General features: G+C 70.0%; 10 protein-coding genes. 7 read left to right on the top strand and 3 right to left on the bottom strand.

From position 1 onward, the window contains the following. Window positions 1–250: 250 nt before the first annotated feature. A complete protein-coding gene (locus FV228_RS09525; RefSeq protein ID WP_147854399.1) occupies window positions 251–655 on the top strand; it encodes a PRC-barrel domain-containing protein in 405 nt (134 codons plus the stop codon). Between the two features lie 93 nt (window positions 656–748). On the opposite strand, the gene FV228_RS09520 is transcribed toward FV228_RS09525, so the two are convergent. Continuing rightward, the gene (locus tag FV228_RS09520; RefSeq protein ID WP_147854398.1) at window positions 749–1615 is read right to left on the bottom strand and encodes an NAD(P)-dependent oxidoreductase; all 867 of its coding nucleotides are present in this window, start codon (window positions 1613–1615) and stop codon (window positions 749–751) included. Window positions 1616–1899: 284 nt separating this feature from the next. Here FV228_RS09520 and FV228_RS09515 point away from each other — a divergent pair, with 284 nt between their 5' ends. The 6 genes from FV228_RS09515 to FV228_RS09490 all read left to right on the top strand — a co-directional run bounded on the left by FV228_RS09515 (window position 1900) and on the right by FV228_RS09490 (window position 9036). Continuing rightward, on the top strand, window positions 1900–3972 hold the full coding sequence (locus FV228_RS09515; protein WP_147854397.1) for a carbon starvation CstA family protein: 2073 nt from the start codon (window positions 1900–1902) through the stop codon (window positions 3970–3972). Between the two features lie 8 nt (window positions 3973–3980). Beyond that, window positions 3981–4202: a YbdD/YjiX family protein gene (locus FV228_RS09510; protein WP_147854396.1), complete on the top strand. Its 222-nt coding sequence runs from the start codon at window positions 3981–3983 to the stop codon at window positions 4200–4202. A 93-nt stretch (window positions 4203–4295) separates the two neighbouring features. Further along, the gene (locus tag FV228_RS09505) at window positions 4296–4568 is read left to right on the top strand and encodes a BrnT family toxin (RefSeq protein WP_147854395.1); all 273 of its coding nucleotides are present in this window, start codon (window positions 4296–4298) and stop codon (window positions 4566–4568) included. Beyond that, window positions 4561–4875, top strand: a complete 315-nt coding sequence (locus FV228_RS09500) for a BrnA antitoxin family protein (protein ID WP_147854394.1) — start codon at window positions 4561–4563, stop codon at window positions 4873–4875. Before FV228_RS09505 ends, FV228_RS09500 begins: the two co-directional genes overlap by 8 nt. Window positions 4876–4992: 117 nt before the next feature. Continuing rightward, window positions 4993–5427, top strand: a complete 435-nt coding sequence (locus FV228_RS09495) for a tellurite resistance TerB family protein (protein WP_147854393.1) — start codon at window positions 4993–4995, stop codon at window positions 5425–5427. A gap of 339 nt (window positions 5428–5766) precedes the next feature. Further along, on the top strand, window positions 5767–9036 hold the full coding sequence (locus FV228_RS09490; RefSeq protein ID WP_147854392.1) for an efflux RND transporter permease subunit: 3270 nt from the start codon (window positions 5767–5769) through the stop codon (window positions 9034–9036). An 81-nt stretch (window positions 9037–9117) separates the two neighbouring features. On the opposite strand, the gene FV228_RS32995 is transcribed toward FV228_RS09490, so the two are convergent. Together FV228_RS32995 and FV228_RS09485 are read right to left on the bottom strand one after the other, a co-directional pair. Then, complete coding sequence (locus FV228_RS32995; protein ID WP_187277684.1) at window positions 9118–9264, bottom strand: hypothetical protein; 147 nt, start codon at window positions 9262–9264, stop codon at window positions 9118–9120. A gap of 145 nt (window positions 9265–9409) precedes the next feature. Next, window positions 9410–11947 (bottom strand): CheR family methyltransferase, encoded by a 2538-nt coding sequence (locus tag FV228_RS09485; protein WP_147854391.1) that lies wholly within the window; start codon window positions 11945–11947, stop codon window positions 9410–9412. Between the last annotated feature and the right edge of the window lie 199 nt (window positions 11948–12146).

The following is a 12146-nucleotide window of genomic DNA, read 5'->3' as shown; positions in this document are numbered from 1 at the left end:
AACCCGAGGCCGCTGCCGCGGTCCTGGGCGTGCCCGCCCGCGACGGACAGGGCCAGGGCGGCGAGCGCGAGGCCGGGCTTCAGGCCGAAACCTGGGGCGGTGAACGGGTTCTGCATGCGGGAGCTGTTCGTCCGTCGGAGGGGGCGGGCGCAGGCCCGGACCGGAACGTCGCGCACGGGCCGGGCGTTTTTCAGGCAACGCGTTCTTCCAGGCAACGACCGAAACGCGCAGCGCGATCCCGGAGGCGACCATGGCGGACCATTCCCACCTCGCGGAGCGGCAGCCCCACCCCGCGCCGCGGCATCCCCGCAGCCTGATCGCGAGCGATCGGGTCATCGGCACCGACGTGCGCCGGCCGGACGGCAGCAAGGTCGGCCGGATCGAGCGGCTGATGCTCGACAAGGTCTCCGGCCGGGTCGCCTACGCGGTGATGAGCTTCGGCGGCTTCCTGGGCCTCGGCGAGGATTTCTACACGCTGCCCTGGACGGTGCTGCGCTTCGCGCCCGAGCAGGACGCCTACGTGCTCGACCTCACCGAGGAGCAGCTGCGCGCCGCCCCCGCCCGCACCCCGGAGGGCACCGACCCGGCCGAGGACGGCGCCTGGGAGGAGCAGATCCACCGGTATTACGACGCCGCACCGTATTGGGGGATCTGACGCGCGCCGACCCCGAGCCCCGCCCAGGCCGGGGATCCGCGACACGATCCTGCGTCGTGCGGGGCCGCCGGATCGTGTCGCGGTGGGCGAGCCTCAGCGCTCCAGGCGCGCCACCAGGCTCGACGTGTCCCAGCGGTTGCCGCCCATGGACTGCACCTCGGCGTAGAACTGGTCGACGAGCGCCGAGACCGGGAGCCTGGCGCCGTTGCGGCGGGCCTCGTCCAGCAGGATGCCGAGATCCTTGCGCATCCAGTCGACCGCGAAGCCGAACTCGAACTGGCCCTGGTTCATGGTCTTGCCGCGGTTCTCCATCTGCCAGGAGCCGGCGGCGCCCTTGGAGATCACGTCGAGCACCGCCTCCACGTCGAGGCCGGCGCGCTTGGCGAAGTGGACGCCCTCGGACAGGCCCTGGACCAGGCCGGCGATGCAGATCTGGTTGACCATCTTGGTGAGCTGGCCGGAGCCCACCGGGCCCATCAGCCGGCAGGCGCGGGCGAAGGACCCGATCGCCGCCTCGACCTTGGCGTAGGTCGCCGGCTCGCCGCCGCACATCACGGTGAGCACGCCGTTCTCGGCGCCGGCCTGGCCGCCGGAGACCGGCGCGTCGATGAAGCCGAGCCCCTTGGCCTGGGCGACCTCGGCGAGTTCCCGGGCGACCTCGGCCGACGCGGTGGTGTGATCGACGAACACCGCACCGGACGCCATGCCGGCGAGCGCGCCGTCGTCGCCCAGCACGACGCTGCGCAGGTCGTCGTCGTTGCCCACGCAGGCGAACACGATCTCGGCGCCCGCGACGGCCTCCCGGGGCGTCGCCGCGGAGGCGCCGCCATGGGCCTTCACCCAGGCCTCGGCCTTGGGGGTGGTCCGGTTGTAGACGGTGACGTCGTGGCCCTTCTTGGCGAGGTGTCCGGCCATCGGGCCGCCCATCACGCCGAGACCCAGGAATGCGACCTTCGCCATTGTTGTCCGCTCCTCGCGGGGCCGGATCGCGCCGGCGCCCTTCCTTCGCTCGCGGCAGGCGGGGACGGGATTCGGCCGCCGGCCCGTGAAGGCGCTGGCCGTGCCGAAGTCCCGATGTGACAGATTGGGCGTCGTGCCGCCGCCAAAGCTGCATCACAGCTCGGATCGCTTGCGTCAACGGCGGACGAATAGGATAAACCGCCCCTGTAGCCCGGGACCCGCGAGTCCCAGCCGGCGGCCCCCGCGGCCCCGAGCGCGAGGCGGTCGGTCAGGGAGCGGGACGGATGGGTACGGCGATCGGCAGGCAGGTTCGCGACCACGGGCCCTGGGCCCTCGTGGGAGCGCTCGGCGCCGCGGCGCTGGCAATCGTGGCCACCCAGCGCGGCGAGACGATCAACGCCCTCTGGATCGTGGTCGCGGCGGTCTGCGTCTACCTGATCGCCTACCGCTACTACTCGAAATTCATCTCCGAGAAGGTGATGCGCCTCGATCCGAAGCGCCTCACGCCCGCGGTCCGGCACAATGACGGGCTCGACTACGTCCCCACCAACCGCAGCGTCCTGTTCGGCCACCATTTCGCGGCGATCGCGGGCGCGGGCCCACTGGTCGGCCCGGTGCTCGCCGCCCAGATGGGCTACCTGCCCGGCATGCTGTGGATCCTGGCCGGCGTGGTGCTGGCGGGGGCGGTGCAGGACTTCATGGTCCTGTTCGTGTCGATGCGCCGGGACGGCCGGTCGCTCGGCGAGCTGATCCGGGCCGAGCTCGGCACCGTGCCGGGCATCATCGCGCTGTTCGGCACCTTCCTGATCATGGTCATCCTGCTGGCCGTGCTGGCGCTGATCGTGGTCAAGGCGCTCGCCGAGAGCCCGTGGGGCACCTTCACGGTGATGTCGACGATCCCGATCGCCATGCTGATGGGCGTCTACGCGCGCTACATCCGCCCGGGCCGGATCGGCGAGGTCTCAATCCTCGGCTTCGTCCTGCTGATGCTGGCGATCCTGGGTGGCGGCTCGGTGGCGGCCAGCCCGGTCTGGGCCCCGGCCTTCACCTTCACGGGCCCGCAGCTGTGCTGGATGCTGATCGGCTACGGCTTCGTGGCTTCGATCCTGCCGGTCTGGCTGCTGCTGGCGCCGCGGGACTACCTCTCGACCTTCCTCAAGATCGGCACGATCGTCGGGCTGGCGCTCGGCATCGCGGTCGTCGCGCCGCACGTGCAGATGCCGGCGGTGACGAAGTTCGTGGACGGGACCGGCCCGGTCTGGGCGGGCAGCCTGTTCCCGTTCCTGTTCATCACCATCGCGTGCGGCGCGGTCTCCGGCTTCCACGCCCTGATCTCGTCGGGCACCACGCCCAAGCTCATCGCCAGCGAGGCGGATGCCCGCTTCATCGGCTACGGCGGCATGCTGATGGAATCGTTCGTGGCGATCATGGCGCTGGTCTCGGCCTGCGTGATCGACCCGGGCGTCTACTTCACCATGAACTCGCCCGCGGCGCTCGTCGGCACCACGCCCGAGACCGCCGCCGCGGCCGTGACCAAGCTCGGCTTCGCGACCACCCCCGAGGTGATCACCCAGACCGCCGCGGATGTCGGCGAGCACACGATCATCTCGCGTGCCGGCGGCGCCCCGACGCTCGCGGTCGGCATGGCCCACATCATCTCCTCGGCCATCGGCGGCAAGGCGATGATGGCGTTCTGGTACCATTTCGCGATCCTGTTCGAGGCCCTGTTCATCCTCACGGCCGTAGACGCGGGCACCCGCGCCTGCCGGTTCATGGTGCAGGACCTCGTCGGGCTGGCGGTGCCGTCGTTCCGGAACACCACGTCCTGGGGGCCGAGCATCGCGGCCACCGCCATCGCGGTCGGCGCCTGGGGCTACTTCCTGTACCAGGGCGTGACCGACCCGCTCGGCGGCATCAACACCCTGTGGCCGCTGTTCGGCATCTCCAACCAGATGCTGGCCGCGGTGGCGCTGACGCTCTGCACGGTGGTGATCTTCAAGATGAAGCGCGAGCGCTACGCGTTCGTGACCATCATCCCGACCGCGTGGCTGTGCCTGTGCACCCTCACGGCCGGCTGGCAGAAGTTGTTCTCGGCCGACCCGAAGATCGGGTTCCTGGCCCATGCCGAGCGCTACGCGACGGCCGCCGCCGAGGGCAAGCTCCTGGCGCCGGCCAAGAACGCCGACCAGATGGCGCAGATCATCCTCAACGACCGGATCGACGCCGTGCTGGCGGCCTTGTTCATCGGCCTCGTGGTCGCCATCGCGGGCTTCGGCATCGCCGCCTGCCTGAAGGCCTGGCGGGCCGACCGCTGGACCGCCCTCGAGACCGAGCCGCACCTCGCACCGGCCGAGTAGGGACCGCCATGGAACCACAGCAGAGCCTGCGCCGCCGTCTCCAGGTGCTGTCCAAATGCGTCTGCGACGGCGCCCGGCTGATGGTGGGGCAGGGGGATTACGCGGCCTACGCCGCCCATATCCGCCGCACCCATCCCGACCAGGCGCCGATGACCGAGCTGGAGTTCTTTCGCAACCGGGAGAATGCCCGCTTCGGCGTGGGGAACACCTCCGGGTTCCGCTGCTGCTGACGGGGGCGGTCCTCCCGTCGATGCTGGGCGGCTCTGAGTAAATCGTATCTACGATCTGATTGACCGACATCGGTTCAGGTCGTAGATACGCACATGCGCGTGGTCTGGGACGAGCCGAAGCGGGCGAGCAACCTCGCCAAGCACGGGCTGGACCTTGCGGACGCTCGCGATCGGCTCCGGTTCGAGGATTCCGTGGTCGTGCCCTCGCATCCGGCATCTGATGGCCGCCCGCGCTTCGTGGCGATCGGCCTTCTGGATGACCGCCTCGTGGCAGCCGTGATCGCGCCACTCGGCTCCGAGGCGCTGTCCCTCATCAGCCTGCGCCCGGCGAGCCGTAGGGAACGGAGGATCTACGAGGATGCCTAAGCTCGATCTCCCGCCGATCACGGATGCCGAGGAGGCACGCATCCAGGCCGGGATCGCGGCCGACCCGGACAATCCCGAGGTCACCGCGGCGCAGGCCCGCCAAGCGCGTCCCTTCGCCGAAGCGTTCCCCGAGTTGGCGGCGACGCTGCGCCGGTCCCGCGGCCCCCAGAAGGCGCCGACCAAGCAACTCGTGAGCCTGCGCTTGGATTCGGCGATCGTCGAGGCGTTCAAGGCGACCGGGCCCGGCTGGCAGACCCGGATGAACGACGCGCTGCGGGTGGCGGCCCGCGATCTCGGGACCGCGTAAGGACCCGCCCGCGAAACCATAATGCGCGCGCGCGAGGTCAGTCCCCGGTGCAAGCGCGGCCGGATCTTGACTCGGCCGCCACAATATCCGCCATCTCCGACCGCACGGGAGGTCGGCATGAGCATTTTCCAGGACGCCATCCTGCGGTTCGGCCGCACGATCATGTCGTATGCGGGCGATGCCGTCTTCCTCCAGGCGGCCGTCTCGGCCGCGGCCAACGTCATCGTGGCCGACGGCGATGTCGCCGAGGAGGAGATCGAGTCGGCGATCGCCGGCATCCGGGCCAACCCGATCCTCGAGAAGTCCTACGACACGCTGCGGGTCGAGCAGGAACTCTACGAGGCCATCGCCCGGGCCAAGACCCGGGCCGGCCGCCTCGAGAACCTGCGCCTGGTCGGCGCCATCGCGGAACGGCCGATCGACCAGCGCCAGGATGTCTTCCTGATCGGCGCCGACGTGGCCGATTTCGGCGGCATCAGCGAAGTCGAGCACAAGGCGCTCGACGAGATCGGCGCCGCGCTCCACGTGGACAAGACGGCGCTGCTGCGCTGAGGGGGGCGATCCGAGCAGGCGTGCGGACGAGAATCCCTCGCCCCGCTTGCCTAGCGGATTCACACATCGGGGCCCACAGGATACGCTGGAAACACCGCGGCTCTCCCTCCCCCCGCAGAGGGGGGAGGGAGCGCGTACCTGCCTTTCCGGACCAGAATCTGCCGGGACCGGCACGGTACCAAAGTGAGAGGTGTGACCGTCGTAGCCCATAGCGCCCAGCCCTGCGGCGTCGCGGCCCGTCCCTTGCCTGCCCGGACATGGTAGCGAAACCCATCGGGTATTTGGTACGCCAACAGGCGACGCGAAGGGGTCGGCCCTGCGCCGGCCGGCGGAGACCGCATGGGACTCGTCCTCTACGCGCTCAAGTTCCGGATCACGACCTACGTGCTCGCCGTGCTGATGATGCTCGGCGGCGTCGGCGCGCTGATCGTCACGCCCAAGGACGTGCTGCCGGTCGTCGACATCCCGGTCGTCGTCGTGGTCTGGACCTACACCGGCCTGTCCACGCCGGAGATGGAACAGCGCATCACGACCTACGCCGAGTACGGCATCTCCAACAACGTCAACAACATCCGCCGGATGGAGTCGACCACGCTCCAGGGCACGGCGGTGCAGCGGATCTACTTCGATCCCGCGGTCAGCATCGACCTGGCCATCGCCCAGGTGGTGTCCTCCACCAACTCGATCCGGGCCGCGATGCCGGCCGGCACCCAGCCGCCGATCATCGTGCGCTACTCGGCCTCCTCGGTGCCGGTGATCCAGCTGGCCCTGACCTCGGCCAAGGACAGCCTCAACCAGGTCTACGACTACGCCCAGTACCGGATCCGGCAGACCCTGGCGCAGGTGCCGGGCTCGACCCTGCCGGCGCCGTTCGGCGGGGCGCCCCGGCAGATCATGGTCGATCTCGACCTCAACGCCCTCCAGGCGCTCGGCCTGACGCCGCTCGACGTCACCAACGCCATGACGGCCCAGAACCTGACGGTGCCGTCCGGCCTCGCCAAGATCGGCGAGCAGCAATACCCGATCCAGCTCAACGCCACGCCGCCCTCGATCGAGACCCTCAACCTCGCGCCGATCAAGGTGGTGGCCGGCCAGCCGGTGCTGATGCGCGACGTCGCCTATGTCCGCGACGGCGGGCCGCCGCAGATCAACGTGGTCCGGGCCGATGGCGGCCAGGCCGTGCTGATGCAGGTGATCAAGAACGGCACCGCCTCGACGCTGAACGTCGTCAACAACGTCAAGGCGGCGATGCCGACGATCCGGGCCGCCGCCCCCGAGGGGCTGACGATCAAGCCGCTGTTCGACCAGTCGGTGTTCGTCTCGAACGCCATCGAGGGCGTGCTGCACGAGGCCGCCATCGCGGCGGCGCTCACGGGGCTGGCGATCCTGCTGTTCCTCGGCTCGTGGCGCTCGACCCTGATCGTGCTGATCTCGATCCCGCTCTGCGTGATGACCTCGCTCGCCGTGCTGGCGGCGCTGGGCGAGACCATCAACGTGATGACGCTGGGCGGCCTCGCGCTCGCGGTCGGCATCCTGGTGGACGACGCCACGGTGGCGATCGAGAACACCTACCGGCTGTTCGAGGAGGGCGAGGAGTTCCGCGAGAGCGTGGTCCACGGCGCCGCCGGCATCGCCAAGCCGGCGCTGATCTCGACCCTGTCGATCTGCGCGGCCTTCACGGCGGTGTTCGCGCTCGCCGACACGCCGAAATACCTGTTCACCCCGCAGGCGCTCGCGGTCGTGTTCGCGATGCTGACCTCCTACCTGCTGTCGCGCACCCTGGTGCCGCTGCTGATCGACGTGATCGTGGCGCCGGAATACGCGCAGAAGCACGCCAAGGACCGGGACGGGCGGGACCCGCCCCGCCGGGGCCGGATCGCCCGGGCGTTCGGCCTCGTCTCGGGGCCCGTGTTCCGCCTCGCCGGGCGGGCCCACGGGGCGTTCGAGCGCGGCTTCAGCCGGTTCCACCGGGGCTATATCGGGCTGCTGCACGCGGTGCTCGGCCGCCGGCTCGCCACCTTAAGCGTCGTGGGCCTGATCCTGGGCACGACCGGCGTGCTGTTCGTCTTCGTCGGGCAGGATTACTTCCCGCAGATCGAGGCGAGCCAGATGACCCTGCACCTGCGCACCCGCACGGGCATGCGCATCGAGACAACCCAGCAGGTCTTCGCCGAGGTCGAGGACACGGTCCGGGAGGTGATCCCGCCGGGCGAGATCGAGCAGATCCTCGACAACATCGGCCTGCCCTCGACCAACTACAACTTCGCGTTCTCGGACGGCTCGTTCGTCTCCTACAACGACGGCCAGATGCTGATCAGCCTCAAGGAGGGCCACGGCTCGGTCGCCGGCTACATGAAGCGCCTGCGCGCGGTGCTGATGCAGCGCTTCCCCGACCTGATCGCCTATTTCCAGCCCGCCGACATGATCACCCAGATCCTGAATTTCGGCGTCATCACGCCGATCGACGTGCAGGTCTCCGGCCGGAACAAGGAGAAGGACCTGGAGGTCGCCCAGCGCATCGTCCAGCGGCTCAAGCACACCAAGGGCCTGGTCGATGTCCACCTGCAGCAGATCGTCAACGAGCCGCAATTCTACGTGGACGTCGACCGGCGCCTGGCCTCCGAACTCGGGCTCACCGAGCAGCAGGTGGCGCAGAACATGAACATCTCGCTGTCGGGCAGCTACCAGGTGACGCCGAACTTCTGGCCCGACCCCAAGACCGGGATCCCCTACCAGCTCTGGGTGCAGACGCCGGAATACCGCAACGCCTCGCTGGCCGACCTGCGCAACACGCCGATGTTCGTGCGCGCGGCCGCGACCGCGGGCACCGGCCCCGGCGTGCTGACCCTGCTGTCGAGCCTCGCCGAGCTGCGCCGGGTGCCGACCCAGACGGTGATCAACCACGTCAACATCCAGCCGACCTTCGACGTCTTCGCCTCGGTCCAGGACCGCGACCTCGGCTCGGTCGCCCGCGACATCGACGCGATCGTCCAAGAGGAGCAGAAGACCCTTCAGGCGCCCGACAAGATCACGGTGCGCGGCCAGATCGAGAACATGCGCAGCGCGTTCTTGCGCCTGGAGATCGGGCTCGGGATCGCGCTGATCGCCGTCTACCTGCTGATGGCGGTGAACTACCAGAGCTGGGGCGACCCGTTCGTGGTGATCGCGGCCCTGCCGATGGCGTTCTGCGGCATCACCTTCGCGCTGTTCATCACCGGCACGACCTTCTCGATCCCGTCGATCTTCGGGGCGATCATGTCGGTGGGCATCGCCTCGGCGAACTCGATCCTGCTCGTGACCTTCGCCAAGGAGCACCGGGAGGCCACCGGGTGCAGCGCCCTGGAGGCGGCGATCACGGCCGGCGAGACCCGGCTGCGGCCGGTGCTGATGACCGCCTCGGCGATGTTCTTCGGCCTGATCCCGATGGCGCTCGGCACCGGCGAGGGCGGCGAGCAGAACGCCGCGCTCGCCCGCGCCGTGATGGGCGGCATCGCCTTCGCGACCCCGGCGACCCTGCTGCTGGTGCCGTTCCTCTACGTGCTGCTGCGCAGCGGCCCCGCGCAGCCGGTGCAGGATTATCTGGGGGCGGAGGGCGCGCAGGCGGCCTGAGGGGCTTTTCCATCCGCCGCCTCGGTCGCGTTTCGGGCCTGCGATCCCGGTCCTGCGATCCCGGGCCTGCCGCATCGTCCCTCACCCGCGCCGGTCGGGAAACTCCTTGGCGAGCCTGCGCATCAGCTGCTCCATGAGGGCGCGCAGCTGCGGCGAACCGGTCTTCGCGATGAGGGCGTTCAGCGCGGCGATCGTCTCGTCGAGCTTCTTGAGGTCTTCGTCGGCCATGTCCGGGCTCGGGAGGAATCGCACCGGAACACCTACGTAAGAGCGGCCCGTTCCGTTTCCCCCGATCGGGGGACGGGCGCATGCGACTTTCGTCCTGGTTAACCCGGCCCGGTCCGGCGCGCGCCGGATCCTGCCGCCGCCCCTCTCACCCGGCCGCCGGGACCGCCACGAAGGTGACCACCACGCCCTCGATCTCGCCTGTCTGGACCCGGTAGGGCACGATCCGCACGAGGTGGTGCTGGCTCGGCGCCTCGCCGAAGGGCTCGATCCGGCGCTCGATGTCCTGCCCGACGGCCAGCACGCTCCGCAGGTCCTCGGCGAGGTCCGGATAGGCCGGTCGCAGGGCGAAGTCGGTGAGCGGCCGGCCGCGGTCGCCCTCCTGGATCGGGACGAACCGCGCCACCGCCGGCGTGAACGTCCGGATCACGAGGTTGCGGTCGAGGAACACGGTCGCCAGGCCGCTGGCGTTGAACAGGTTGCGCAGGTCGCCGTTCGCCCGGTCGAGGTCGTCGATCTTGCCGCTCAGCTCGCTGTTGACCGTCTGCAGCTCCTCGTTGAGCGACTGCAGCTCCTCCTTGGACGCTTCCAGCTCCTCGTTGGTCGATTGCAGCTCCTCGTTGACCGAGATCAGCTCCTCGTTGGACGATTTCAGCTCCTCCAGCGCGGTCTCGTATTCCTCGATCATGGTCTGCAGCCGCTCGCGGGTGTCGCGCAGCTCCCGCTCCAGTTGCAGCGCATCCGTGTCCGGGTGCAGCTTCGCGTCACGCACCGCGATCGCCGCCCGGCTGAGCGACGGGCCCTGGTCGTGGAACAGCACGAGGAGCAGCGGCTCGGCGCCGTCGCCCTGCATCAGCGGCTCGACCGTGACGGAGGCCAGCTGGACGCGCCCCTCCTCGCCCTCGATCGCGAGGTTCTCGCGCCGGGCCGGCCGGCGCGTCTCGATCGCCTCGCGCAGGGCCGAGCGCAGGTCCAGGCGCAGGCCCCGCCGCGCCAGCGTCAGCAACTGACGGCTCGGCAGGCCGACCGGCGCCTCCAGGTACTTGCCGGTGCGCGACGAGTAGTGGACGATGTCGCCGTCCCGATCGACCACCACGTGCGGAGCCGCGAAGCGCTCGATGACGTGGCTCTCGACCAGCTGGCGCAGGGGCGGCCCGGCGTCGTGTATCGGCGAGGCCGACCGGAGGCCGCGACTGAACGCGGCGGAGCGGCCGAACGGGGCCGGCTGCGTGCCGGTGACGGTCAGCGGCAGTCGCACGGCGTACCCGTCGGTCTCCCGCGCCTGGAAGATGCGGTGTTTCCGCTCGACCGTCGCGAACAGGTCGGTGAACTGGCTGATGTTCTCCGCCGTGCCCAGGAACAGGTAGCCGCGCGGGCGCAGGGCGTAGTGGAAGATCGGGATGACCTGCGCCTGCACGGCCTGGCCGAAATAGATCAGCAGGTTACGGCACGAGACCAGGTCGATCCGGGAGAACGGCGGGTCGCGGATCACGCTGTGGGGCGAGAACACGCACAGCTCGCGCACCTCCTTGGTGACCACGTAGGAGCCGCCGTCGGCCGTGAAGAAGCGCTTGCGCCGCTCGGGCGAGACGGTGTCGAGCAGCGCCTCCGGGTAGCGGCCGGATCGGGCTACGCCCAGGGCCAGGTCGTCGATGTCGGTGGCGAAGATCTGCACCCGGGGCACGGAGCGCAGGCCGTCCATGAACTCGCGCATCAGCATGGCGAGGGAATAGACCTCCTCGCCGGTGGCGCAGCCGGGCACCCAGGCCCGGATGGTGTCGCCGGCCCCGCGGCCCTCGAACAGGCGCGGCAGCACCTGCTCCTTGAGCGCATCGAACGCGCCGGCATCGCGGAAGAAGTTGGTGACGTTGATCAGCAGGTCGCGGAACAGGGCCGTGACCTCGCCGCCGTCCTGGCGCAGGCGCGCGACGTAATCCTCGACCCGCGTCAGCCGGGCGATCTGCATGCGCCGCTGTACCCGCCGGATGAAGGTCCTGGGCTTGTAGCCGGAGAAATCGTGGCCGATCTGGTCGCGCAGCAGCCCGTAGATCTCGGCGGTCGCCGCCTTGGCGGCGGCCCCCTGCAGATCCTCGATCGCCCCGAAGCTGCGCGCGTACTCGGTGAGCTTGGCCGCGATCTCGTCGGGCGGGAGCGCGAAGTCGATCAGGCCGGTGGCGATGGCGCTGGCCGGCATGTCGGGGTGGCGCGGGGCGGTGCCGTCGGCGACCTGGGCGAAGGTCAGGCCGCCGTGCTCCTTGATCGCCTTGATGCCGAGCGTGCCGTCGGTGCCCCCGCCCGACAGGACGATGCCGATCGCGTACTCGCCGCACGCCTTGGCGAGGTCGCTGAAGAACAGGTCGATCGGGTTGCGCTCGCGTCGGGCCGGATCCTGGTCGCGGATCGTCAGGCACCCGTCCTGGAGCCCCAGGATGGCCCGGGCGGGCAGCACGTAGATATGCCCGGGCTCGACCTGCATCCCATGCGCCGCCACCATCACCGGCATCGGCGTCAGGCGGCCCAGCACCTCGTGCAGCAGGCTCTCGCGGTCCGCGCTGACATGGGTGACGACGACGTAGGCGAGGCCGCCGTCGAGGCCGAGGCCGGCGAACAGGGTATCGAGGGCCTCGATGCCCCCCGCGGAGGCGCCGATGCCGACGATGGGGAAGGGCGCGGGGTCGTCAGCCATCGGCAGGATCCACGGGGCCGGTGAGTGGAGCCCGTCGGCGCGGCGGACGGCGTCGGCATGGTCCGGGGCGGCGGGAACGGGGTCTCACGGAGAGATGTCGTGGCGCGCGTCCGTCACCGGGTCAAGCCGCGCTCACGATGTCCCGCCTCACGATGGCCCCCGCGCGCGGGCGCCATCGTGAGGCGGGACATCGTGAGCG

This window comes from Methylobacterium sp. WL18 (assembly GCF_008040015.1).
In the GTDB taxonomy this organism is placed as follows: domain Bacteria; phylum Pseudomonadota; class Alphaproteobacteria; order Rhizobiales; family Beijerinckiaceae; genus Methylobacterium; species Methylobacterium mesophilicum.
Note: the sequence above shows the minus strand (reverse complement) of the source record. Positions and strands in the feature narration are given on the sequence as shown.

Coding starts and splice junctions, on each gene's coding strand:
- FV228_RS09525 (WP_147854399.1), top strand. CDS start 251: ATGGCGGACCATTCCCACCTCGCGGAGCGGCAGCCCCACCCCGCGCCG.
- FV228_RS09520 (WP_147854398.1), bottom strand. CDS start 1,615: ATGGCGAAGGTCGCATTCCTGGGTCTCGGCGTGATGGGCGGCCCGATG.
- FV228_RS09515 (WP_147854397.1), top strand. CDS start 1,900: ATGGGTACGGCGATCGGCAGGCAGGTTCGCGACCACGGGCCCTGGGCC.
- FV228_RS09510 (WP_147854396.1), top strand. CDS start 3,981: ATGGAACCACAGCAGAGCCTGCGCCGCCGTCTCCAGGTGCTGTCCAAA.
- FV228_RS09505 (WP_147854395.1), top strand. CDS start 4,296: ATGCGCGTGGTCTGGGACGAGCCGAAGCGGGCGAGCAACCTCGCCAAG.
- FV228_RS09500 (WP_147854394.1), top strand. CDS start 4,561: ATGCCTAAGCTCGATCTCCCGCCGATCACGGATGCCGAGGAGGCACGC.
- FV228_RS09495 (WP_147854393.1), top strand. CDS start 4,993: ATGAGCATTTTCCAGGACGCCATCCTGCGGTTCGGCCGCACGATCATG.
- FV228_RS09490 (WP_147854392.1), top strand. CDS start 5,767: ATGGGACTCGTCCTCTACGCGCTCAAGTTCCGGATCACGACCTACGTG.
- FV228_RS32995 (WP_187277684.1), bottom strand. CDS start 9,264: ATGGCCGACGAAGACCTCAAGAAGCTCGACGAGACGATCGCCGCGCTG.
- FV228_RS09485 (WP_147854391.1), bottom strand. CDS start 11,947: ATGGCTGACGACCCCGCGCCCTTCCCCATCGTCGGCATCGGCGCCTCC.